This is a genomic window from Coprococcus sp. HPP0074 (assembly GCF_964238105.1).
GTDB lineage: Bacteria > Bacillota > Clostridia > Lachnospirales > Lachnospiraceae > Faecalimonas > Faecalimonas umbilicata.
The window spans coordinates 234,426-255,758 of sequence record NZ_CAXSKS010000005.1; the positions used below are offsets into that span (position 1 = coordinate 234,426).

Sequence of the window (21,333 nt, forward strand, 5' to 3'; positions counted from 1 at the left end):
ATAACAAAGATTGTGCTATAATAAAAGCAGTTTTGAGATACAAATTTCATGGAAAGGGGAGAATACTGTGATTCATTCTATGACCAAAGCAGAAGTGGAAAAGGCAGGAGCACTTTTGATAGATACACTGAAAGAAGGAGAAGTTCTTTATCCATCCATTCTGCTTAGGGGTACGAAAGAAAAAATGAAAAAATTTCTTTTGCAGGTGATAGAGGAGCAGGACTGCTATGCCGATTTTTACTATCCTTCTTTAAAAAAGGAAGAAAAAGAGCACTTTCTCTCCGGGCTTTCTGCGGACGAAAAATCATATGTACAGCGCATGGAATGTACGGAGGGAAAGATATACTATCCGCTGGACAATGAAATTTGTACCTTCCTGCTCGATATTACAGCGAGGGAGTGGCTGTTTTCCTCTTTTTATTTTGTAAAGAACAGGGCGGTGCTCTGGGGGAATTATCAGATGGCATTTCCACTGTTCTGTGAAAATGAGGATGTCAGAGAATATTACAGAGACCTTGCATGTGCCTGCGGATTGCAGACAGAAATGATGGAGAGCTAAAAATAACAAATTAGTAGGAGAAAAAATCATGAGAGAAGTCTATGCAGCAAGAAGAGCAAAGTTAATGGAAGGAATGAAAGCACCATCAATCGCGGTTATCTATTCAGGAACAGCGCCGATGCGTTCTGCCGATGAAGAATACGAATTTTCGGTTGATCGGAATTTTTATTATTATACAGGAATTGATAGAGAACATATGATTCTTGTGCTGAAGAAGCTAAAAGAAGGAACTATGGTGGAGGAACTATATATTGAGCCATTTGATGAGGTGATGGCGAAATGGGTCGGTGCAAGAATGCGTGAAAACGAGGCAAGAGAGATCAGTGGGATTGAGAAAATCTGCTACCTGGAAGCATTTGACGGAAATTTCAACAGTCTGATAGAATCATCCAGAAGCAGCAAAAAACTCACAGTTGCGCTGGATTTGTGGAAATATAAAGTGACCCAGGCTCCGACACAGGCACATCTTTTGGCAGCACGCATTAAGGAACAGTATCCGGCAGTGGAGATCAGAGATATCTACGCAGATTTTGTAGGACAGCGTATCAAAAAAGAAGACATTGAAATTGAAAAAATGATGGTTGCACAGCATACAACACAGAAGGCGATCGAAGAATTGATGCGGTATGTAAAACCGGGTATGAACGAATGTGAGATGGAGGGAGCGTTTGATTTTGCGCTGCGCAAACAAGGTGTGAGGGAACATGCATTTCCAAGTATTGTTGCAGGAGGCGTAAGAGCGACGACATTGCATTACAAAGAGAATAACCAAGAAGTCAAGGACGGAGAACTCGTTTTGATCGATCTTGGAAGTGCAAATGAGCATTATTGTGCAGATATCTCAAGAACATTCCCAGTCAATGGAAAATTTACGGTACGTCAGAAAGAGATTTATGATTTAGTATTATCCGCACAAGATCTGATTATTGAAAAAGCAGCGCCGGGTATGACACTTCGGGAATTAAATCAGATGGTGATTGATCATTATGCAGCAAGACTTGATGAACTTGGACTTGCAAAAGATGGAAAGACAGTAGCAGATTACTATTATCATGGAGTTTCCCATCAACTGGGGTTAGACACACATGATATCAGTTGTTCTGATTATGAGGTACTGGAACCAGGAATGGTCATCACGGTAGAGCCAGGATTTTATATTGAGGAAGAAGAGATTGGAATTCGCATTGAGAATGATATTCTGATTACAGAAGGGAAAGCGGTAGATCTTTCCAAAGGAATCTTAAAGACGACAGAAGACATTGAAGCATGGATGAGTAAGAGAGATTAAGCAGGAGTAAAGAGGTACTTTTTGTGGCAGATAAATATTGAAAAATATTTGTGCCATGTTAAAAAGTGCCTCTTTTATTTAATACAAGCAATTTATTTTCTATTTTTCAAAAGTGAACTGGCCATTCGGACAGTTTTATCAATTTGCATCTGCTCTTCTTTTGATTTTCCTTCTTTTAAAAGTTCCAAAATCAATGAAATTTCATCAGGCGAGAAACGGATGCCTTTCTTATTTGCGTTTGTGATCAGGGCAAGGAGGATCGGGGCAAGGTCATTGCCGGATTTCCCGTTCGTTTTTGTGGCTGCAGTCCGGATCAGTTCCAGTTTTGCCGGGTCCATCTTCTGTAACATTGGGTGTTCCATCCAGTTGTTCATATACAATTCCCTCCAAAGAATTAGGTTCCAGAGATATCGGAAGTTCCTGCATATTTGCGTCTGTATCGGCAGCAGAAACATCGGATGACAGATCTCTGTAAGTTTCAAAAAGGTTCTGTTGCTCCGGGGAAAGCATTCCTTGAAGCAACATGGAAAGGTCAAATGCGGGAGTGGAAGATGAGCTGTCAGATGAGGCATTGGAACAAGATTGTTTTGAGGAGGATTCCTTTGTCATGTTCTGAAATGAGGCAGCGATTTCCATTGCGCTTAGCATATTCTGTATCTGGTCGATCATTTCACAGTCGCTCTTTCTCAGGAATGGGCGAAGTTCTTCCAGAATGTCAGATGGCGAAGACACTTCCTTTTCAAAAGCACAGCTATGTAAATCTGAGCGAAAATTCTGAAAAAAAGAAAACGTCTGTTGTAATTCCATAAACTTCACATAGACTGCGAGCATCCGCTGGTTGGATGGGGGAAGATAGGGAATCATCAGTTTCATCATCCGCAGACCGGGTGTCGAGATCAGTGTGTCAAATGGTGTCATGGGAATTTTTGATTGATCGTCCATAGAAACTCCTTTCCATTGCGTTATCAATATATATGAGCAAATTGAGAAAGATATACCTTTTTCTTTTTCCTTCATATAATAAAGGAAAGAGAAATGGAAATGAGGAAAAGATGGAACAAATTTTAATCATTGACAGAAATGCAGTATATGAATTAGATGAAGAATGTTTTCAAAGGAAGATGGAAGCACAGAGGAAACAACAGGAGGAGAGAGCAAACGCAGAAGAAAATGACAAGGAAGACATCTAAGCATGTTTAGAAAAATGATTTTGTGAGAAAGAATGGAGCAAGGCAGTCGAGTTTTTTCCAAAAGAAAGACGGGGCATGTTGCCCCGCCTTGCAGAAGAGATTAGCAGCAAAGAGAATTTCTATCGCCACATCCGCATCCATTACCAAATCCGCCGCAGCAGAGAAGTAATAAGATGATCCAGATACAGCTGTCACCACATCCGCATCCGTTGTCGTGTCCGTTTCCGAAACCGCCACAGCAGAATAATAAGAGGATGATCCACAGACAAGAATTGTTATTTCCGCATCTGTCTTCTCCACCGCATCCACATCCACAGTTAGTAGCTGTTAAATCACTCATGTTAAATCCTCCATTTGAGATTGTTTACACTCCTATACTATGTGGGAGGGCTTATTCATGTTTCCCAAAAAACAGAAAAAATTTAAAAAGGAAGATTTTAGTAAAAACAGAGGGAATGTTGGTTGCATTTTAGATTGTTTATAAAATATGCCTATAGTTATATAAAAATAAATGATAACGATATTCTGTTCAGATATGTTAAACTAAAAGCAGCAAAATTTATATTTGAGGAGGAAATCTATATGAAAATTGGAGTAACTGAAATTAGCCCAAGAACTGTGCAGCAAGTGGCTGAGAAAAAATTTAAGGAAGGATACTATTGCTGTGAGGCTTTAGTCAGTGCAATCCGCGATGAATTTAAGCTGGATGTTCCAGAGGAAGTGATTGCAATGGCTTCTGGTATGGCAGTCGGCGCAGGAAAATCCGGGTGTGTCTGTGGTGCTTTTAATGGAGGAATTCTTGCACTTGGACTATTTTTTGGGCGCACAGAGCAGGATGGACCGACAAATCCAAAAAGTGTCAAATGTATGGAACTGACAAAAGAGCTTCATGACTGGTTTAAAAAGGCCAATGGTAAAAATGCAATCTGCTGTCGCGTTCTGACAAAAGAGTTTGACAAAGGACGTGGGGAACACAAGGAACAATGCATTTTCTTTACGGGACTTTGTGCATGGAAGGTTGCCCAAATGATTTGCCGTGAATTGGGAATGAAGAATCTAGATGAGGTGGATGAACCGGCTCCAAGACGTACGGTTGCTGAAATTTAAGACAAAAGGTGAGAATGACATGAAAAAAATGATACAAAAAGTTCCAATTCCTCTTTGTGGGGTTATGCTTGGATTCGCCGCTCTCGGCAATCTTTTGCAGAGTTATGGTGAGGGAATTCGATATGTCTGTGGAGGAATAGCTACATTTCTACTGATACTTGTTCTGATGAAACTCATAATGTTTCCGGAGATGATAAAAGAAGATTTTAAAAATCCGATTTTGGCGAGTGTGGCTGCGACATTTCCGATGGCACTGATGCTATTAAGCACGTATATCAAGCCATTTATTGGTGTGGGAGCAAAATATATCTGGTATTTTGCGATTGGGTTACATATTATATTGATTGTTTATTTCACAATAAAGTTTTTGCTTAAACTTCAGATGCCGAAAGTATTTGCCAGTTATTTTATTGTATATGTGGGAATTGCAGTTGCGGCAGTTACGGCTCCAGCTTTTGAAGAGCTTGCAATAGGTGCCGGTGCATTCTGGTTTGGATTTTTGACGTTAATCGGTTTATTAGTTCTTGTGACAATCCGTTATATGAAATACAAAGAGATTCCAGAACCTGCAAAGCCGCTTTTCTGTATTTATGCAGCGCCTACAAGCCTTTGTGTTGCCGGATATGTACAGTCAGTAACACCAAAATCAAGAGAATTTTTGTTGGCGATGCTGCTTGTGGCAACCATGCTATATGTTTTGGCGCTTGTGAAAGCGATCAGTTATCTGAAGCTGAAATTCTATCCAAGCTATGCGGCATTTACCTTCCCATTTGTTATCAGCGCGATTGCAACAAAGCAGACGATGGTCTGTCTTGCGAATATGAAGCAGCCGATACCGATGCTCCGGTATGTTGTTCTGATAGAAACGGTGATTGCCGTATTGTTTATGATTTATACTTTCATTCGCTTTCTGCAGTTTATTTTTGTAGATCATAAATAAGCGGAACAGGAAGAGAGAAACGTCTGTGCAGAAAATTTACACACTATCCGTTAAAGCAATGAATATCCTAATGAAAAAGGGATATGCATATGAAAGATGTAAAAAAAGCCATTCGTTACTCGTGTGAGGATATAAATAGTGGAAACATATCCGGGCAGGGAATTTGTGTTGCGGTGCTTGATACTGGGGAATGTGTTATTATATTGCAAAGCTCACCAGCGAAAAGAGGTGAGCTGTATATTCATTAAGGGGAAAAAGAGTAACAAAGATTCGCTTCATGCAAAGCCAGTAGCGTGCGACAGTTGTATGGAGCAAAGTAGTCGCAAAGTAAAACAACAACGTAATCAGCAGAGAAAGCAGGAGTATCATAGTGGAATCTCTATGCAGTGTCTTACAAAGAAATGTAATCTGTCTTTATATGCTGTCCGGAAAATTATATATCAAAAGTAGATAAGGGGCTGCCGAGTGTAGCTTCTTATTTTCTGTGTTGGATAATTAAGAGGAGATAAAGGAATGGAATACCTGAATTGGAGTATTTCAATCCTGTTGAAAGAACATTAAAAACTTGATTATAAATACAGTACATAAATTGATATGCGAAGGCAGAGGATATTGTGTTGGAGAATAAAGGCAACTAAAACGCAGGCAATAGACAGAAACATGCACCGCAGGGACAACCGAAAAAATAAATGTAAGACCATATTTTTCTTGTAACTTATATATGAAACCGAGTATAATTAGTTGAAAAGTTTTATTTTAAACCATGTAAAACTATTTTGACAAGGAAAAAAGGGCAATGTCAAAGGCTTTTGACAGACAAAATACTTATATTCATATACAATAAAGGAGAAGATTCAAGATGGATATTGGATTACAAATTAAGAAATTTAGGGAACAACAAAAAATTTCTCAAGAAGAGCTGGCTCTTAAAATATTTGTTTCAAGACAAACAATTTCTAATTGGGAAACAAATAAAAGTTGTCCAGATGTTAAAAGTTTAATTAGTTTATCTAATATCTTCAATGTATCTTTAGATAATTTTATAAAAGAAGATATAAAGGAGATGAGGGAGATTGTAGAAAAAACAACAATTAAAAAGTTTAATGTGATAAGTGTAGTTTTCCTAATTGAATTAATCGTTATAGCCGTAAGTGCCTATCCTTTATTTAGTATTAAGGGAAATATAGGAATTGCTATCTGGTTTTGCTTATTCGCAATAACGCTCTATACAGCAAGTAAGATTGAAAAATTGAAAAAGAGATATGACATTCAAACCTATAAAGAAATTTTGGCATTTATTGACGGAAAGCAATTAACACATGATGAAACACAACAAGAAATAGGAAAAAGAAATTATCAAAAAATCATATTTGCATTCATTGCAGGTGCAATCGCACTTATTATATGTTTTGTTGTAATTTTTATTTGTCAGTATTTAACAAATTAAAAGGGGGAAAAATCATGGAATTTTGGCTTATTATGATTGGATTTATAGTTATGGGCGGAAGTTGTTCGTTAGCAGATACTTGGTGGGATAGAAAGAATAAAAAAGAAGAAAAGAAACAATAATAAATTCTATTTGCTCTAAAATCAAATAAGGAGGAGGTGGATAAAATGTTCAATTTGGTCTATAAATCAATTGTTGTAGAATGTTCTACTGGTGTAGAAGATTTAGCAAAAGCTATTGAGAAAAAATCAGAGGAAATGCTGAACAAAGGATATAAATTAGTAACTATGTCTATGGTCGGAACAGATAAAGCCATATTAGTATTTAAGATTTAGGATACTGATAGATTCTAACAAAATTTAATATCCATACACAAAAAGCAGTTGGTCTTAGTGATTGACTGCTTTTTAGCGCTGTTTTAGCATCATATCAAGGCTCATTTAATCGTGGTAAAATGAGTTTTCGATATACTTCAAAATACTTGAAATGAGGAATATTTTTTAGCATGAGACAAGTCCCCAGGTGCATACAATCTCAAGTAGAAAGGGGGGCTATCACTTGGAGGAAAAGAGTTTGCGAGAAATGCAGCAGGTCGATATAAAAAATGTAAATACTGATGAATTGGTAGATATTAGTGAAATTGAAATTGACACGAAACAGTCGGTACAAAGAAGAGTAAAGGGGTATGTGGAACAGGTACATAACCCTTATCTTGTACGGGTGGGAGAATATATTGTAAAAGTTGGATATTCCGACTGTACAGAGACTTTGAATGACCGGTTGAAACAGTATATTTCAAAAATTGCAGAAACAAAATATTAAAAGGCAGAAGGAAGCAAGATGCAAAAAAATGTATGTTATCATACGGCGATTTATCTTCGCTTATCGAGGGAGGATGGAGATATGAATTGCGGTGCAAAACGAGAAAGTGACAGTATTTCCTCTCAGCGTGCCCTTGCTTGTTCGTTTGTAAGAGAACAGCCGGATATGGAGTTGTTTGATCTTTATATTGATGATGGGTATTCAGGGGCGAATTTTGATCGACCGGATTTTAAAAGAATGATAGAAGACATTAAAAACGGGAAGGTAAATTGTGTTGTTGTAAAAGATTTATCTAGATTTGGACGAGATTATATTGAAGCCGGGCGGTTCATTCAAAAGACCTTCCCGGCTTTTTCTGTGCGTTTTATTGCGATTACGGATCATTACGATAGTCTGACTGCAGATAAGAATACAACATCTTTTGTAATACCGGTAAAGAATTTTGTGAATGATTTCTACTGTCAGGATATTTCAGAAAAGGTAAAATCACATCAGAAAATAAAACGGGAGCAGGGGAAATTTATCGGGGCGTTTGCAGTCTATGGATATCAGAAAGATCGAGAGGATAAAAATAAGCTTGTTATAGATACCTATGCGGCAGAAATTGTGAAAAAGATTTTTGCGTGGAAACTGGATGGAATGAGCAATCTTGCCATTGCGAACAAACTGAATGAAAATGGAATTTTCTCCCCGCTGGAATATAAGAAATCCCATGGCGAACATTATGCCACAGGGTTTCAGGCAGGAATCGTATCCAAATGGTCTGCGGTAGCAATCAAGCGAATTTTGACCAATGAAATTTATACCGGAACGATGGTGCAGGGAAAACGAGAGAAAGTCAATTATAAGGTTAAAAAGATTTTAGAAAAGCCGGAGTCGGAATGGTGTAAAGTAGAGGGAACTCATGAAGCGATCGTTTCCAAAGTGGATTACCAAAAGGTGCAGCGACTTTTGGAAGTAGATACCAGAGCCGAGAAAGGAAAAGAAAAAGCGCATATGTTTTCGGGGATTCTGTTTTGCGGAGACTGTAAAGAGCCGATGGTCCGACGTATGAACAGATACAAGGGAACAGAAAAAATATCTTATATCTGTTCCACGAGAAATCGGAGCGAAGGTTGCAGCAGACACCGTATTTTGGAAGCGGATTTAAAAAGAGTCATACTTCAGATCATCCGGCTGCAAGCAGCACTTCTGATCGATGAAAACAGACAGATGCAGTATCTTCGGACAAGGGAAATGCATTTGGAAGATGTTGTTGGATTTGAGCAGGAGATGATACGTCTGCGCGGTGAGCAAGAGAACTATCAGAAACTTCGCGCAGGGCTTTATGAAGACTGGAAAGCAGGAGTGATCACGCAGGCAGATTTTCAAAAATTTAGCGCAATTTATGAAAAACAGTATCTAGAAACGGGATGGGTGATTGCAAAGCAGGAGGAACTGGTAAAGAAATTGTTTTACAAGGGAGTGCACTCTAATGTCAGGTTGGAGCGGCTAAAAGAGACGATGCAGATTACGACGTTAGACAGGGAGGCACTGCTGGCGTTTGTGGAGCGGATAGAAGTTTATGAGGAGAAACGGATTGTGATACAATTTGGGTATCAGGAAGAGATAAGAAGAATGGCAGGCTCGTAATCAGGAGGTGATCTCAGTGGCAAGAACATCAAAACGCAAAAGACGGCTGGAAAGTCAGGAACTTTTTGAAAAGAAAACAGAGAAAGCATATGTGGCAGGCATTTATGCAAGGCTGTCTGTAGATCATCAGGATGGCGACGAAGTGTCTATTGAAACGCAGATTGAGATGGGGAAGACGTTTATAGAGACTCATAAGGATATTCTATTGTATGACTGTTATTCGGATCTAGGGGCTACGGGAACGAATTTTTGGCGGAGTGATTTTGAGCGATTGATGCAGGATGTGAGAGAGGAAAAGATAAACTGTGTGATCGTAAAAGATTTTTCGAGATTCGGAAGAAACTATATTGAGGTGGGAAACTTTGTGGAAAAGATGTTTCCTTTCATGGGTGTCCGGTTTATTTCTATTACAGATCAGTATGACAGCGCAAAACAAGGAGATTGTAATGAAGCGCTTTCCATGCATTTGAAAAATATAGTCAACGAACTATATGCAAGGGACGTTGCAGAAAAGGTAAAAGCCAGCAAGCAGACAAAGAGGAAGCAGGGAGAATATCTAGGCAGTGTTCCGCCGTATGGTTTTCGAATCGAAAAAATGGATGGGAGACGGACGTTGGTGCGTGAATCTTTGACCAGTGAGATCGTTCGAGAGATTTTTGTGCGCTATGATTCCGGGGAGAACGTTGTTTCTATTGTAAAGTGGCTGTATGAGCAAAAGATTCATTGCCCGGGCGATTACAAAGCATACAAAACTGTTTATCAGCAGGAGGGGCAGAAACTGAGGCAGTGGAGGAGAGAAGCTATCCGGTATTTGTTGAGTAATGTCGTTTACATAGGAAATCTTGCGCAATCCGGCAAGCATATAAGAGAACCGATCATAGCAGAACATGTCCATGAACCTCTTGTTCCGGAAGAAGTCTTTTGTCGTGTAGGAGAAAGGCTGGAGGGAAACCGTAAGATCCAAAAGTGCAGATCACTTCGGAATGATACGATGGAAGAGGTGTTCCGGGACATTTTGTATTGCGGAGAATGTGGACATAAATTCAGCCGGACGGTGACAGAAAGAGAGTCTTCTAATAACAAAAAGAGGACTTTTGTTTCTTATGGATGCCCGAATAGAAAACGCATTGATGAAGACAAATGTAAAAATGAATCGATTACAGTTCTTCAGCTTCAGAAAGTGATATTGCATCTGTTGAAAAAAGAGTTTCTTCTCAGTGATATACAGATGAAAAAACTTACAGATTTTAATCGAGAGGTTGGAGAAATACGAAAAGGACAGATAGAGAAAACACAAAAAGAGCTGCAAAAATCGGTAGAGAACATAGATAGGAAGATCAGTTTTTGTTATATGGAGTATCGAAGCGGGAGCACTTCACAGACTCAATTTCTGGAAATCAAAAAGAAAATGGAAGAAAAAAAGGAACAAAATCAGCGGCTTTTGCGGGAGTTATCTCTAAAATATGCTTCGGTTGACAGACTGGTAGATAAGCAGAATCAAGCTCTCTGCACGGTTTTGAAATGTCAAGGTGGCGCTGTGTTGAATGCGGAACTGGTACAAAACCTGATAGGAAAAATCTATGTGTATCCTGGAAAACGGATCGAGGTTCTCTGGAAATGGAAGGATATATGGATGGAATAGAAAGCGTGAGATATTTCTTGCCCGAAGGTCATGGGAAAGAAAAAAAACTTTAAAAATTTGTAAAAGTCTCAGGAGGAATAAGCGATGCAAAATAGGATGAACATCGCAATATATCTGCGATTGTCCAAGGAAGATGACCGGAATACCCAGGAAAGTAACAGTATTTCTTGCCAACGTTTATTGCTAAAAGAATATATTGAGCAAAATTTTAGAGGGGAAATTTTATCAGACGAAGTCTGCCAGCCGAAGGCATGTATTACGGGATGCCCGTATGGATGTGAGATTTTCGAGTTTGTAGATGATGGTTACAGCGGAACTAGCATGAACAGACCTGCCATGCAGGAATTACTAAGATGTGTCCGGCAGAAGAAGGTAGATTGTGTTATCGTAAAGGATTTTTCCCGCTTTTCCAGAGACTATGTAGAAATGGGTTTCTATGTCGAACAGCTCTTTCCGTTTTTGGGCATCCGTTTTATTTCTGTGAATGATCATTATGACAGTAGAGTTGTTCAGAATCAAATGATGGGTATGGATCTGGCATTTAAAGCGCTGGTGAACGATCTCTATTCGAAGGATTTATCAGGAAAAGTAATTTCTTCTCTGCATTCTAAAAAAGAGCGGGGAATCTATTGCAGTGCAAACTGTCCGTTTGGATATCGTAAGAAAGCAGATGATAAGAATCAAGTAGAGATTGTGCCAGAAGAGGCGAAAGTAATCCGGGAAATTTTTCGATTGACGTTAGAGGGTTATTCTTCTGTGGATATTGCAAAGAAGTTTCACAAGGAAAAGATAAAAACACCGGTGGAATATCTGGCGGCGAGAGGAGTAACACATCGGAACCCTTTGGGGAAGGAATTTTCATGGCATCATACGACCATTTGCAAGATACTGCGAAATGATTTTTATGCCGGAGATGTCGTATATGGGAAATATGAAAAGGATGCTGTCGGAGGAAAAAATCACTTAAAACCAAAAAGTGAGTGGAAGATTACCTATCATCATCATGAACCGATCATTGAACGGGAGATTTTTGAGGAAGTACAGCGGACGAGAGGAATATCAAAACCTTATCAGCCACGAAAGGCACACATGTTGACAGGAAAGGTACTATGCGGAGAGTGTGGTAGGGCTTTGTGCTATCGGAATGCGAAACATCCTTATTTTTATTGCAAGGATCGTTATGCGACCGGCAATGAGAACTGTTTGAAAAAAGTGAACATATTCCTTTTAGAGCAGATACTTGTATCCGCTTTGCAAAAAGAAATCTGCAGGCAGATTGAACTGAAAGAAGTGTGGAAGCTGTATCAGGAGGTACAGAAAAGACAGTACGATGCAAAGATGGCTAAGCTGCGAAAAGCCCGAAAAAATTTGGAGATTACAGGAAAAGAGCAGATCATACTTTATGAGCGATATAAAAAGAAGGAAATCTTGAAAGAAGAATATCTGGCATGCAAAGAAAAGGTACAGAAGAAGGAAGATGCGATAAAAAGTGAAATCCAAAGGCAGAAGATGCTTTTGGTAGAGATGGAGGCAGAGAAGCATACAGGCTTGCCGAATGCCCATAAGATTTGGAAAGCATGTAAGGTCCATGAGCTGAATCAGGAAACAGTGGATAGTTTCATAAGAAAGGTAAAAGTGTGGGATGAGCGGCATGTGGAGATTATCTGGAATTTCAGTGATGGGAAAGCTACCTAAGGACTATTTTTTGTGTTTGTCGGTGTGGGCGTATATAGTGTATAATATAAGCAAAATTTTTATTACAAAAGGGAGTCAGCTAATCTATGAATCAGAATAAAATTTTATTGATAGAAGATGATAAAGAAATCAGCGAAATGTTAAAAAACTATTTAACCGTAGAAAATTATGAGGTGATTTGTGCATACGACGGACAAGAGGCATGTGACTATTTTGATTGCACAGACTTTAGTATGATTCTTCTTGATCTGATGATACCTAAAATCAGTGGAATGGATGTTATGCAGCATATTAGAGAACATAGTGTTGTTCCACTGATTATTATCTCTGCAAAGGATAGCGAAATCGATAAAACATTAGGGCTGAGTTTAGGAGCTGATGATTATATTACAAAGCCGTTCTCTGTTGTGGAGGTGTTAGCTCGCATTAAGGCAAATATTCGCAGGAGAAATCAATATGATCAAGGATCAGAGGATATTCCGAAACGATTAACTGCCGGAGAATTAGTAATGAACCTGTCAGATTATACATTGACAAAGAGCGGAAGACGGGTGGAACTCACTGCAAAAGAATACGAAATTTTGAAGCTGCTTATGCAACATCCGAAAAAGGTTTATACAAAGGAACAAATATATGCTCTTGTTTGGAAGGATGCTTATCTTGGTGATGAAAATGCTGTGAATGTGCACATAAGTCGTCTTAGAAATAAAATCGAAGAAGATACTCGCAATCCCCGGTATATCATCACCGTATGGGGGATTGGATACAAATTGGGGGAAAATGTATGAAGGATACAACGATTATTTTTTTTCTGTGCATTTGTATCGTTTTTTTGGTATGTGTTGTATTTTATCAGCAATTTACTTTCCGCACAGGAACACAAGCAAAATTACGGGAAATCAGTGATAAGCTCAAAAAAATCATAGAAACGCACAGTGATGAGCAAGTAATGGTTTTTACGGACAATAAAGAGCTAATAGAATTGGCTGCACAAATCAATGAATTACTGGAGAAACACTTGAAAATAAAAGCGGATTATCGCCATTCTCAAATAGCCTCTAAAAAAATGTTGTCGAATATTTCTCACGATATTAAAACGCCTATGACTGTTATTTTGGGGTATCTGGAAATCATGCAGTTAAGCGAAACAATTTCTGCTGAAATGCTGAAAAAGGTAGAGGATAAAGCGCAAGGGGTCATGGGAATGATCGATCAATTTTTTACCCTATCAAAAATTGAGTCAGGCGATATGGATATAGCGCTTTCGAAGGTAGATATTTGCGAAATTTGTCGAGAAAGTGTACTGGATTTTTATGAGTTGCTTTCTAGTAAAAACTTTCAAGTAAATATTGATATTCCGGAAATGCCTGTTTTTGTGCAAGGGAATAAAGAAGCTTTACAACGTATTCTGTTTAATTTGATTTCTAATGTCATCCGATACGGGGCGGACGGAAAATATCTTGGGCTTTCATTGAAAAATGAAGAAAGAAACGTATATGTGGAGGTAACAGATAAGGGAAAAGGCATTGATCAAATGTTTGCAGACAGCATATTTGATAGATTATTTACAATGGAAGACTCTCGTAATCGTAAGATACAAGGGAACGGACTTGGTCTGACAATCGCCAAAAATCTAGCTGTTTGTCTTGGTGGGGATATTACTTTGGAAAGTATTCCTTATGTCAAAACGACTTTTACAATACAGTTGAAAAAATCTTACTTTAAGATGTTCGAAAGAAATTTGTAATATTTATTCAAGAGTTTTGAAAATCTGAGCCGTTACAATGGAATTTAGAAAGGAGGCAATAGAATATGTCATATGTTGTACAAACAAATAGCCTTGCAAAAATCATTGATAGGAAAGAGATTGTTAAGAATGTCAATCTCCACGTAAAGAAAGGGGAAATCTATGGTTTCCTTGGCCCGAACGGTGCAGGTAAAACTACTGTTATGAAAATGCTCACAAACCTTTGGAAGCCAACAAGTGGAAGTATTGAAATTTTCGGAGAAATACTTACTCCACAGTCCTGTGAAATCTTAAAAAGAATAGGAAGTATCATTGAATTTCCTACCTTTTATAATCACATGACCGGGTATGAAAATTTGCAGCTTCATTGTGAGTACATGGGGTATTATAAACATGGAAGCATTGAAAATGCGCTTGATCTGCTGGAATTATCGGCTGCCTCACAAAAAGCTGTAAAAAATTATTCTCTTGGTATGAAAGAACGACTTGGTATCGCACGTGCAATTCTTTGCAAGCCGGAATTACTAATTCTTGATGAGCCGACAAATGGACTGGATCCTGCAGGTATGAAGAAAATCCGTGATTTGCTAAAAAATCTTTGCGAAGAATATGGAACAACGATTATGATTTCCAGCCATATCCTTTCAGAAGTTGAAAGTATTGCTGATACGGTAGGTATCATTCATCACGGAATGATGGTGAAAGAAATCGGCATGAAAGAAATAGAGAGGATGAGCCTTGCATATGTGGAACTGGTAGTAGCAGATCCTAAAAAAGCTGCCTATGTATTGAGTGAAAAACTGGAGTATAACAATTTTAAGATCATTGAAAACAATACGATCCGTATTTATGGCCAGCACGTTTCAATAAAGGAATTGTCTAAGGTGTTAGCATTGAATGATGTTGAAGTGGTTGCGCTTGGCAGACAAGCTGAAACTTTAGAAGATTACTTCCTTAAATTAACTGCGGAGGTGAATAGATTATGTTAAAGCTGATTCAATTAGAATGGAGGAAAAACAACATTGGAAAGTATATTAGAAATGCAATGATATTGGCGGGTGTTCTTTGTCTGTTTCTGTTTGCACTGGCCTATCTTGGTATTGCAAATGATCCGGATACAGGGATTCCGGACGCAGCGCCGGGAAACGGTACAATTTCAGCACCTATTGAATTATTTTGCAGTATGTCATTTCTAGTATTTACCGGTGTGATGCTATCATCTTTTATTGTAAGTGCCTATAAAGATAAAACAATGGCATTGATGTTCTCTTACCCGATTAAGCGGCAGAAAATACTTATTTCTCAAATGCTCTCGGTTTGGATTTTCTGTTTCCTGGCATTGGTAATAACAAAACTTGTAATTTATGGCTGTATTTTGTGGGGGTCCCAGTTTATGGTATCATCATTTCCAATTGATTATGATATGGCAAGTCTGAAATTTTATGTACAGCTTATTGTAAAATCGATTTCTATTGTTAGCATGAGTTTTATTGCATTATTTATCGGATTGGCAATGAAGTCCACAAAAGCGACGATTATATCCTCTTTTCTGCTGATTATTTTGACGCAGGCAAACATTGGAGATCTTACACTGGCAAATAATGCCGTATTCCCTCTTGTTTTGACGATCATTTCCCTTCTGTTTGCTGTTCTATCTGTGATCGGAGTGGAAAAGAAAGATTTTATATAGATGGATTAAAAGAAAAAACTTCCGGGAAGCGGAAGATACTGAAAATTTATATTGGAATCAATGAGTGAGGCAGTCTGGTCGCGGATCAGACTGCGTTTCTATGTCCCCGCCTAAAATTTTTATTCTCTACATGCAAAAAAAATATATACAAGAATTGATTGGTAATATATAATCTTATTATAAAATTTGTACAAAAGAATTTGGAAATGTTTCCAGAAAAAGAGTGATGGAATTATGAAGGAGGAAATCGTATGGAAGATCAACGAAAGAATGAATTGGCAGTTGTAATAGCTGCAACGGTAGTATTTGGTTTCATGAATCGTATTTTGATCAGGATTCCGTATATGGTATTAGGAGATTTTTCGTTTTCCTTTTTGATATCTGTTGTGACGTGGTGGATTTACAATTCTGTTTTGTTTTCTGTTGCAGAGCAGATGCAGATGGGCGATGGAGGCAAGAAAAGAATAGGAAAAATGATCCTGTTTGGATTTCTTGCAACGCTAATAAAGGCTGGAATTGATACGTGTATTGATCTGACGGTCGCTCGTCAACCGAATATGTTGCTGCTTGTAGCTGCTATGGAGATGTCTATGATTCTTTACATAGCAGGGTTAGACTATTTTCTATTCGTAAAGGTTGGAAAAAGAAAGATAAAACAAGAGGGAAAAGAGATAAATGCTTTAGTGACGATATTTGTTTCTTTATTGATCTTTTATGGTGGAACTTTATTTTATTATCTGAAACAAGTAAATTATGCTGTTGAAAGATATGGAACTTCTTCGATGGTTCAAGAAATAGGGTTGGATAATGCGATTTGGAATTTGACTACAATGCTTGGAAGACGTTCCACAACGGTTGGAGCAGTCGTATATGTTGGGTGTTTTATAATCATTTGGTGGATATTAGAGAAAATCACTGTTTCGCAGGAAAGCAATTAAAAATGGACAGAAGAGGGAAAATGAATGGAAGAAAAGTAATCAGAAAAGGATGTGAGTTTGATGAAATACATATGGATGTGCAGCGAAGCGAACACATGGAGCAGTTACTATTATGATGAGCAGACGGAGGAATTTTTTGTATTTGATAATAAAAAAGGGGGGGACGGACTTGCGGTTGGAGTCCTTTCGGGAATTTCCTTGATAATCTATGCGCTTGTACGGAACATAGAAAAACCAATTCCTTTTGACAAAAATTTGTTGTACTGGATTTCGTTGGGACTGGGAGTGATTGTGGGGGCGATCGTTTCTGGATATCTGTTAAGACGTGCAAAAAGAAAAGTGGAAGAAAACGCAAGAGTGTATCCTTGCAGACTGGAAGAAAAACGGAAATTGGCAAAGCAGAACCGGAAAAGCTTTTTTCAACATATGGTATTAATTGCTATTTTTATAGGAGTATGTGTGGGATACCGATTTTTGATGGTTTGGATTGTGCCATCCGTTCTGGTATATGCTTTTTTTAACTCAGTCATGTGTATGATAACGATTTTACTGATAACTGGTTTCGTGGGAAATCATCCGCTAAAAGGCTGGAAAATTGCAGGTAAAATCTTGAAAGGAGAGTAGGAGAATGCCATATTTGATTCCAATTTTATATGTGATCGTCTCTTATACATTTTTTCTTTTGCCGGGCTTATTTGATCAGGTAGTGGAATTACAGATTATTTCAGCACTTCTGCCTTTTCTCATGGGAGTCGTCAATTTGATTGTCGTATTGACGGTAGGAAGAAAATGGTCAAGAAAAACATTGTTAAACTGTACATTGATCATTAAATATGGATTGATTCCATTCTATTTGATTGGAGGATGTATTACCATCAGCGTGACACTTGCTGCACTGTTTCCGCTGCCGTTGATGGTGTTGTTTGGGCTGGTCACAGTTGTTTTCCTGATTTTTGGGTATGGGATTTTGTTGGGAGCGGCGCCATATGCAATCGCCTACCTTATAAAATCATGTAAAGAAGGAAGGCATTCAAAGGCAGTGGTAATTCTGTCCGGCATCTGCCAGTTTCTTTTTTCTTTTGATGTATTTTCCATGATGATCCTGACAATCAAAGAAAAGCATCTAGTCAAAACTACAATAGTTGTGTTTGCGGGAGTGTGTCTCGCAATACTTTTCATTCTGCTGTATATGTTGAGTATTTTTGTATAAAGAGTTTGAAGAGAATATAGAAAACCGATCGTTTATCGATGATGCTGTCGGAAGGAAGAGTGGGAGAAGCGGATGATTAAATTATGTTATAAAATTCATGATAAGAAGACGGATGAGTATTATTTTGACTTACAAACTCAAAAAGTATATCAGATTTGTCTGTCTGCATACTATGCAAAGCAAAATACGAAAGGAATCCTGTTCCCCTTGATTTTAGGCGGAGTGGCAACAACATTTTTAGAAGAGGTATCAAAGCAAATAATCTTATCTGAGAATGTCCGGATTTTATCGATGATCTTGGTAATTGGAATTCTGGTTTTGATTGATCAAAAGGTAAAAAAATCATTTGCAGAAAAGTATCGATATATCGAGGAACATACGATGGGGATTGAAATGGAAAAATCAGATCTGTTCAATCTATATCTTCGGGGGAGATGGAACAGAAGAGTATTGGGAATAATTGTTTTTGCAGGTGTGGTCATTTTTTTGACCGGCATGATTTTTACAATCCGAGTCTCTCATCTTACCGGGATTGTTCTGCTCTTACTGGGTGGGATAATCGGAGTGATTTTTTTTCATTATGGAGAATTTTCGGAAGCTTCGCAAGTAAAAAAAATATTTCCGGGAACGGAAAGAGTGAAATTGATTTTATCAGGAGGGAGAGAATCAAAAATGGGATTCAGGGAGCGAAACAGGTACATTCAGCTCTGCAGAGAAAATGAACATTCAGCTTTCTATTATGACACAGCAGAAGAGAAACTATTGCGATATAAAAAAGAAAGTAAATTTTCATTTTCCTTAAAATATCAATTGTGTATTTTAGCGGCGCTGTATTTGGGATACATATTAAATGACAAAGCTTATATACTGTTGGCTCAAAACAGTTCTTTGAAATATTTTCTTATCTTTTTCAGCATTGGTGTTGGCGGCATTTGCTTGTTGTTTTTTGAAAATAATATCACGAAAATTTTGAAAAAAGACGGGGTAGAAGTGCCATATCCACTATCTGATGAATTGCTGCAGAAAGGGCAAAAGGATTTTAAGACGCAAAAAACGATCATGTATCTATGGAGTTTCATCTCTGCGATTCTCTGTTTCGCTTTTTACATAACGAACCTCATTCTTTTGTTAGTGCTGTTTTTAGCCAGCATGATTGTATTATCCAGTATGGTTGCTATAGCAAGACCTGTTTTGCGGGAAAACTTATATCAATGTTTGAAAAAGAGGATGTAGTAAAAATGTATGATTATGGGGAAAGGGGATTGTTATGAAGAGAAATATAATCCGGACGACAGAATGGAAAAAGCTATATCCGATTAAAAAGGGAATCATAGTATCGGTATGGTTATTTGCAGTTATCATATTATATGCAGGCTTCCGGGGGTTGATAGAAGATCATGATCTGAAAACAATAGTTGTGATCATTTTAGACGGTGCGATACTTGTGAAATCTTTTCGGCCGGTTAAGAACTATCTTTTTACAAGATATCATTGCGTACCGGTTTTTAATCAAATTTTCACAAAAAAAGAATTGGAAGAACTGTTTGAGGGAGAAGTGTTTCGGAAAATGACAGGCAGTATGGAAAATCCTTTAAATAGTCTGGATTTATTGGAAAGTAAAAATTGGTTTTGTATCCATGGAAAATTTATTTCAAAGAATATGACGATTATTGGAAGGGCATGGGTTGCGGCAAGTCTCAACAATAGAGATATCACACCTGTAAAAATATTTTATATGACGGGGCAATATCTTGAAGTTAAAGCAGGATATTCATGGAAAGTTTCTACCATACAATCTTTTAATCGGCTGTTATGGGAAAAGTATCAAATAATACCTGTTAAAGTGTTTTCTCGAGATTATGAACGAATCAGTACAATTTTAAAGAATACATATGACAGAATGAAAACGGAAAAAGATTTGTGTGAAAAAGAATTTGTACGATATTTGCTTGAAGACGGTGCGGATAGCAAAGCTTTATTTTGGAGTGAAATACCGGGATTGCAGTTGCCGGGAGAAAATAAGTAAATGCAGCAGAACAGATAATACATATGGGGGAGAAACGATGAAGTGTATGCAGAAAAATTTTCACAGAAACATACTGATTTGTGTGTACGGTTTTTTCTTTGTGTGCATATTGGGTGGGATTACCGTATGGGCATCCTATCAGGAAAGAAGTTTTTCCCCAAAGGGATGGCTGAACTGCAATCCAGCGAAAAGATATCTTTATATTGACGATCTTGAAGAAAAGTATAACGTGGCTGGGATGCGCAGATGTGAAATAGAGGAGTTGTTAGGCTCGCCGACATGGAGAAAAACAGAGCCGGGTACAGAAAAGATTATATATTATGAATACCGCATTCAAGACAATCTATTGGCAGGGTGGAAGGTATATCAAGTAAGATTTCAGGATGATATTGTTATCGATACGACGATTATAGTAGAGGACTGGTAGGGATGATTATATAAAATTTTTCTTTATAAGCTACCAGAGAGGATAAAAGTGATTTCTATATGGTGGGTAGAGAAAAATTAGAAGTTGTAGAGGTGAAGAGAATGAAGAAACTATATTGCATGAACTGTAGTGCTCAAATAAAAGGAACAATACCAAACAAATGTTCTTGTGGAGCTGAATTTGATTTAGCAGATACAAAAAACATAAAAAAAATAATTACAAGCATTATATTTTTTGTAATATTAATGTCTCCACTGCTTATTCTTATTCACTTTGGCAGACAATATTTACAAGCGTCAATTATTTTATATGCTTTACTCCTGAGTCTATGTATGTTTTGGTATCGTATCGTACAAACTATTTTAGTTCGTCTTGAGTTAGTAACTATGACAAACATTGAAATTAAATAATAACAATAGCATTTTCACAGCTTTAGTAAGCAGGAAATATAATGGGTGTTTTAGGTGTATTCAGTATTATTAAAGGAAAGTTACCCCTTATCAAAAGATATAATGGGGTAAAAAACATAAAGTTACATTCGAGAATTGAGGGAACAGCTTTATTATTAGTAGGAAGTGTGTTGATTTTTCAATGTTTTGTATCCATGGGAGATGTTGAATTAGTTATTAGTATTCTGTTGATTTGCATTTTTTCATAAATTAAATCCTTTCGTTTGCCATAGGCGGAAACCCACTACCTTCAGGTGGTGGGAGGAGCCTTGTGAATCTTTAGCCATTAACCCTGACTCTCAATATACTTTTGTATAGTCGCTGACGATACTTCTCCAATACTGCAAGCAAAGTATCCGTCTGACCCAAATATCCTTTTCTTCCAATACTGTTTAGACAGAAACGAACCATACTTTTGCCATAGGTAATATGTTGTTTCTTGTTTTATGGTGGTAGAATATAAATAGTACAAAATAAACATGACCATTTTCAATAAATATTATATGATAGTCATAGAGCAAGGA

General features: G+C 37.7%; 25 protein-coding genes and 1 pseudogene. 22 read left to right on the forward strand and 4 right to left on the reverse strand.

What is annotated here, in order from left to right:
• Positions 1–67: 67 nt before the first annotated feature.
• Positions 68–559, forward strand: coding sequence for a hypothetical protein (locus ACESPO_RS08420; RefSeq protein ID WP_349160002.1), 492 nt, complete (start codon positions 68–70; stop codon positions 557–559).
• A 28-nt stretch (positions 560–587) separates the two neighbouring features.
• Positions 588–1,847, forward strand: coding sequence for an aminopeptidase P family protein (locus tag ACESPO_RS08425; RefSeq protein ID WP_499788677.1), 1,260 nt, complete (start codon positions 588–590; stop codon positions 1,845–1,847).
• Positions 1,848–1,939: 92 nt separating this feature from the next.
• Here ACESPO_RS08425 and ACESPO_RS08430 read toward each other — a convergent pair whose 3' ends face one another.
• Together ACESPO_RS08430 and ACESPO_RS08435 are read right to left on the reverse strand one after the other, a co-directional pair.
• Complete coding sequence (locus ACESPO_RS08430; RefSeq protein WP_116442341.1) at positions 1,940–2,221, reverse strand: hypothetical protein; 282 nt, start codon at positions 2,219–2,221, stop codon at positions 1,940–1,942.
• Positions 2,118–2,789 (reverse strand): hypothetical protein, encoded by a 672-nt coding sequence (locus tag ACESPO_RS08435; RefSeq protein WP_499788678.1) that lies wholly within the window; start codon positions 2,787–2,789, stop codon positions 2,118–2,120. Before ACESPO_RS08435 ends, ACESPO_RS08430 begins: the two co-directional genes overlap by 104 nt.
• 110 nt (positions 2,790–2,899) lie before the next feature.
• Between ACESPO_RS08435 and ACESPO_RS08440 the strand changes: the two genes are divergently transcribed.
• A complete protein-coding gene (locus ACESPO_RS08440) occupies positions 2,900–3,037 on the forward strand; it encodes a hypothetical protein (protein WP_009262148.1) in 138 nt (45 codons plus the stop codon).
• 100 nt (positions 3,038–3,137) lie between these two features.
• On the opposite strand, the gene ACESPO_RS08445 is transcribed toward ACESPO_RS08440, so the two are convergent.
• A complete protein-coding gene (locus ACESPO_RS08445; protein ID WP_009262147.1) occupies positions 3,138–3,377 on the reverse strand; it encodes a hypothetical protein in 240 nt (79 codons plus the stop codon).
• 242 nt (positions 3,378–3,619) lie between these two features.
• Between ACESPO_RS08445 and ACESPO_RS08450 the strand changes: the two genes are divergently transcribed.
• From ACESPO_RS08450 to ACESPO_RS08540, 19 genes are all read left to right on the forward strand, one after another.
• Positions 3,620–4,144 (forward strand): C-GCAxxG-C-C family protein, encoded by a 525-nt coding sequence (locus tag ACESPO_RS08450; protein WP_008975212.1) that lies wholly within the window; start codon positions 3,620–3,622, stop codon positions 4,142–4,144.
• Between the two features lie 19 nt (positions 4,145–4,163).
• Positions 4,164–5,084 (forward strand): TDT family transporter, encoded by a 921-nt coding sequence (locus tag ACESPO_RS08455; RefSeq protein WP_499788679.1) that lies wholly within the window; start codon positions 4,164–4,166, stop codon positions 5,082–5,084.
• An 859-nt stretch (positions 5,085–5,943) separates the two neighbouring features.
• A complete protein-coding gene (locus ACESPO_RS08460) occupies positions 5,944–6,531 on the forward strand; it encodes a helix-turn-helix domain-containing protein (protein WP_008975214.1) in 588 nt (195 codons plus the stop codon).
• A 167-nt stretch (positions 6,532–6,698) separates the two neighbouring features.
• The gene (locus tag ACESPO_RS08465) at positions 6,699–6,866 is read left to right on the forward strand and encodes a hypothetical protein (RefSeq protein WP_008975216.1); all 168 of its coding nucleotides are present in this window, start codon (positions 6,699–6,701) and stop codon (positions 6,864–6,866) included.
• A gap of 223 nt (positions 6,867–7,089) precedes the next feature.
• The gene (locus tag ACESPO_RS08470) at positions 7,090–7,353 is read left to right on the forward strand and encodes a DUF6870 family protein (protein ID WP_270457878.1); all 264 of its coding nucleotides are present in this window, start codon (positions 7,090–7,092) and stop codon (positions 7,351–7,353) included.
• Positions 7,354–7,371: 18 nt separating this feature from the next.
• Positions 7,372–8,985: a recombinase family protein gene (locus ACESPO_RS08475; RefSeq protein ID WP_499788680.1), complete on the forward strand. Its 1,614-nt coding sequence runs from the start codon at positions 7,372–7,374 to the stop codon at positions 8,983–8,985.
• 16 nt (positions 8,986–9,001) lie between these two features.
• Positions 9,002–10,627, forward strand: a complete 1,626-nt coding sequence (locus ACESPO_RS08480) for a recombinase family protein (RefSeq protein WP_499788681.1) — start codon at positions 9,002–9,004, stop codon at positions 10,625–10,627.
• A gap of 84 nt (positions 10,628–10,711) precedes the next feature.
• On the forward strand, positions 10,712–12,322 hold the full coding sequence (locus ACESPO_RS08485; RefSeq protein ID WP_499788682.1) for a recombinase family protein: 1,611 nt from the start codon (positions 10,712–10,714) through the stop codon (positions 12,320–12,322).
• 86 nt (positions 12,323–12,408) lie between these two features.
• The gene (locus tag ACESPO_RS08490; protein WP_117576686.1) at positions 12,409–13,110 is read left to right on the forward strand and encodes a response regulator transcription factor; all 702 of its coding nucleotides are present in this window, start codon (positions 12,409–12,411) and stop codon (positions 13,108–13,110) included.
• Positions 13,107–14,069: a sensor histidine kinase gene (locus tag ACESPO_RS08495; protein ID WP_009262138.1), complete on the forward strand. Its 963-nt coding sequence runs from the start codon at positions 13,107–13,109 to the stop codon at positions 14,067–14,069. Before ACESPO_RS08490 ends, ACESPO_RS08495 begins: the two co-directional genes overlap by 4 nt.
• A 65-nt stretch (positions 14,070–14,134) precedes the next feature.
• The gene (locus ACESPO_RS08500; protein ID WP_499788683.1) at positions 14,135–15,058 is read left to right on the forward strand and encodes an ABC transporter ATP-binding protein; all 924 of its coding nucleotides are present in this window, start codon (positions 14,135–14,137) and stop codon (positions 15,056–15,058) included.
• A complete protein-coding gene (locus ACESPO_RS08505) occupies positions 15,052–15,759 on the forward strand; it encodes an ABC transporter permease (RefSeq protein ID WP_009262136.1) in 708 nt (235 codons plus the stop codon). Before ACESPO_RS08500 ends, ACESPO_RS08505 begins: the two co-directional genes overlap by 7 nt.
• Positions 15,760–16,010: 251 nt before the next feature.
• Positions 16,011–16,697, forward strand: coding sequence for a hypothetical protein (locus ACESPO_RS08510; protein WP_009262135.1), 687 nt, complete (start codon positions 16,011–16,013; stop codon positions 16,695–16,697).
• A 60-nt stretch (positions 16,698–16,757) separates the two neighbouring features.
• A complete protein-coding gene (locus ACESPO_RS08515) occupies positions 16,758–17,321 on the forward strand; it encodes a hypothetical protein (protein ID WP_270602858.1) in 564 nt (187 codons plus the stop codon).
• Positions 17,322–17,325: 4 nt separating this feature from the next.
• Positions 17,326–17,907, forward strand: coding sequence for a DUF6652 family protein (locus tag ACESPO_RS08520; protein WP_009262132.1), 582 nt, complete (start codon positions 17,326–17,328; stop codon positions 17,905–17,907).
• Positions 17,908–17,979: 72 nt separating this feature from the next.
• Positions 17,980–19,140 (forward strand): 6TM ABC transporter family protein, encoded by a 1,161-nt coding sequence (locus ACESPO_RS08525; protein ID WP_499788684.1) that lies wholly within the window; start codon positions 17,980–17,982, stop codon positions 19,138–19,140.
• 34 nt (positions 19,141–19,174) lie between these two features.
• Positions 19,175–19,933: a hypothetical protein gene (locus ACESPO_RS08530; protein ID WP_270602854.1), complete on the forward strand. Its 759-nt coding sequence runs from the start codon at positions 19,175–19,177 to the stop codon at positions 19,931–19,933.
• A 37-nt stretch (positions 19,934–19,970) separates the two neighbouring features.
• Positions 19,971–20,360 carry a hypothetical protein gene (locus ACESPO_RS08535; protein ID WP_009262128.1) on the forward strand — a complete coding sequence of 130 codons (390 nt, stop codon included), beginning with the start codon at positions 19,971–19,973 and terminating at the stop codon, positions 20,358–20,360.
• Between the two features lie 59 nt (positions 20,361–20,419).
• Positions 20,420–20,770, forward strand: a complete 351-nt coding sequence (locus tag ACESPO_RS08540; RefSeq protein ID WP_270428523.1) for a hypothetical protein — start codon at positions 20,420–20,422, stop codon at positions 20,768–20,770.
• A 325-nt stretch (positions 20,771–21,095) separates the two neighbouring features.
• Here the strand turns inward: ACESPO_RS08540 and ACESPO_RS08545 are convergent.
• Positions 21,096–21,333: pseudogene (locus ACESPO_RS08545) on the reverse strand (transposase); the annotation flags it as partial.

Coding starts and splice junctions, on each gene's coding strand:
- ACESPO_RS08540 (WP_270428523.1), top strand. CDS start 20,420: ATGGTGGGTAGAGAAAAATTAGAAGTTGTAGAGGTGAAGAGAATGAAG.
- ACESPO_RS08455 (WP_499788679.1), top strand. CDS start 4,164: ATGAAAAAAATGATACAAAAAGTTCCAATTCCTCTTTGTGGGGTTATG.
- ACESPO_RS08450 (WP_008975212.1), top strand. CDS start 3,620: ATGAAAATTGGAGTAACTGAAATTAGCCCAAGAACTGTGCAGCAAGTG.
- ACESPO_RS08460 (WP_008975214.1), top strand. CDS start 5,944: ATGGATATTGGATTACAAATTAAGAAATTTAGGGAACAACAAAAAATT.
- ACESPO_RS08515 (WP_270602858.1), top strand. CDS start 16,758: ATGAAATACATATGGATGTGCAGCGAAGCGAACACATGGAGCAGTTAC.
- ACESPO_RS08490 (WP_117576686.1), top strand. CDS start 12,409: ATGAATCAGAATAAAATTTTATTGATAGAAGATGATAAAGAAATCAGC.
- ACESPO_RS08485 (WP_499788682.1), top strand. CDS start 10,712: ATGCAAAATAGGATGAACATCGCAATATATCTGCGATTGTCCAAGGAA.
- ACESPO_RS08465 (WP_008975216.1), top strand. CDS start 6,699: ATGTTCAATTTGGTCTATAAATCAATTGTTGTAGAATGTTCTACTGGT.
- ACESPO_RS08435 (WP_499788678.1), bottom strand. CDS start 2,789: ATGGACGATCAATCAAAAATTCCCATGACACCATTTGACACACTGATC.
- ACESPO_RS08475 (WP_499788680.1), top strand. CDS start 7,372: ATGCAAAAAAATGTATGTTATCATACGGCGATTTATCTTCGCTTATCG.
- ACESPO_RS08425 (WP_499788677.1), top strand. CDS start 588: ATGAGAGAAGTCTATGCAGCAAGAAGAGCAAAGTTAATGGAAGGAATG.
- ACESPO_RS08440 (WP_009262148.1), top strand. CDS start 2,900: ATGGAACAAATTTTAATCATTGACAGAAATGCAGTATATGAATTAGAT.
- ACESPO_RS08525 (WP_499788684.1), top strand. CDS start 17,980: ATGATTAAATTATGTTATAAAATTCATGATAAGAAGACGGATGAGTAT.
- ACESPO_RS08510 (WP_009262135.1), top strand. CDS start 16,011: ATGGAAGATCAACGAAAGAATGAATTGGCAGTTGTAATAGCTGCAACG.
- ACESPO_RS08495 (WP_009262138.1), top strand. CDS start 13,107: ATGAAGGATACAACGATTATTTTTTTTCTGTGCATTTGTATCGTTTTT.
- ACESPO_RS08445 (WP_009262147.1), bottom strand. CDS start 3,377: ATGAGTGATTTAACAGCTACTAACTGTGGATGTGGATGCGGTGGAGAA.
- ACESPO_RS08520 (WP_009262132.1), top strand. CDS start 17,326: ATGCCATATTTGATTCCAATTTTATATGTGATCGTCTCTTATACATTT.
- ACESPO_RS08505 (WP_009262136.1), top strand. CDS start 15,052: ATGTTAAAGCTGATTCAATTAGAATGGAGGAAAAACAACATTGGAAAG.
- ACESPO_RS08535 (WP_009262128.1), top strand. CDS start 19,971: ATGAAGTGTATGCAGAAAAATTTTCACAGAAACATACTGATTTGTGTG.
- ACESPO_RS08530 (WP_270602854.1), top strand. CDS start 19,175: ATGAAGAGAAATATAATCCGGACGACAGAATGGAAAAAGCTATATCCG.
- ACESPO_RS08500 (WP_499788683.1), top strand. CDS start 14,135: ATGTCATATGTTGTACAAACAAATAGCCTTGCAAAAATCATTGATAGG.
- ACESPO_RS08430 (WP_116442341.1), bottom strand. CDS start 2,221: ATGAACAACTGGATGGAACACCCAATGTTACAGAAGATGGACCCGGCA.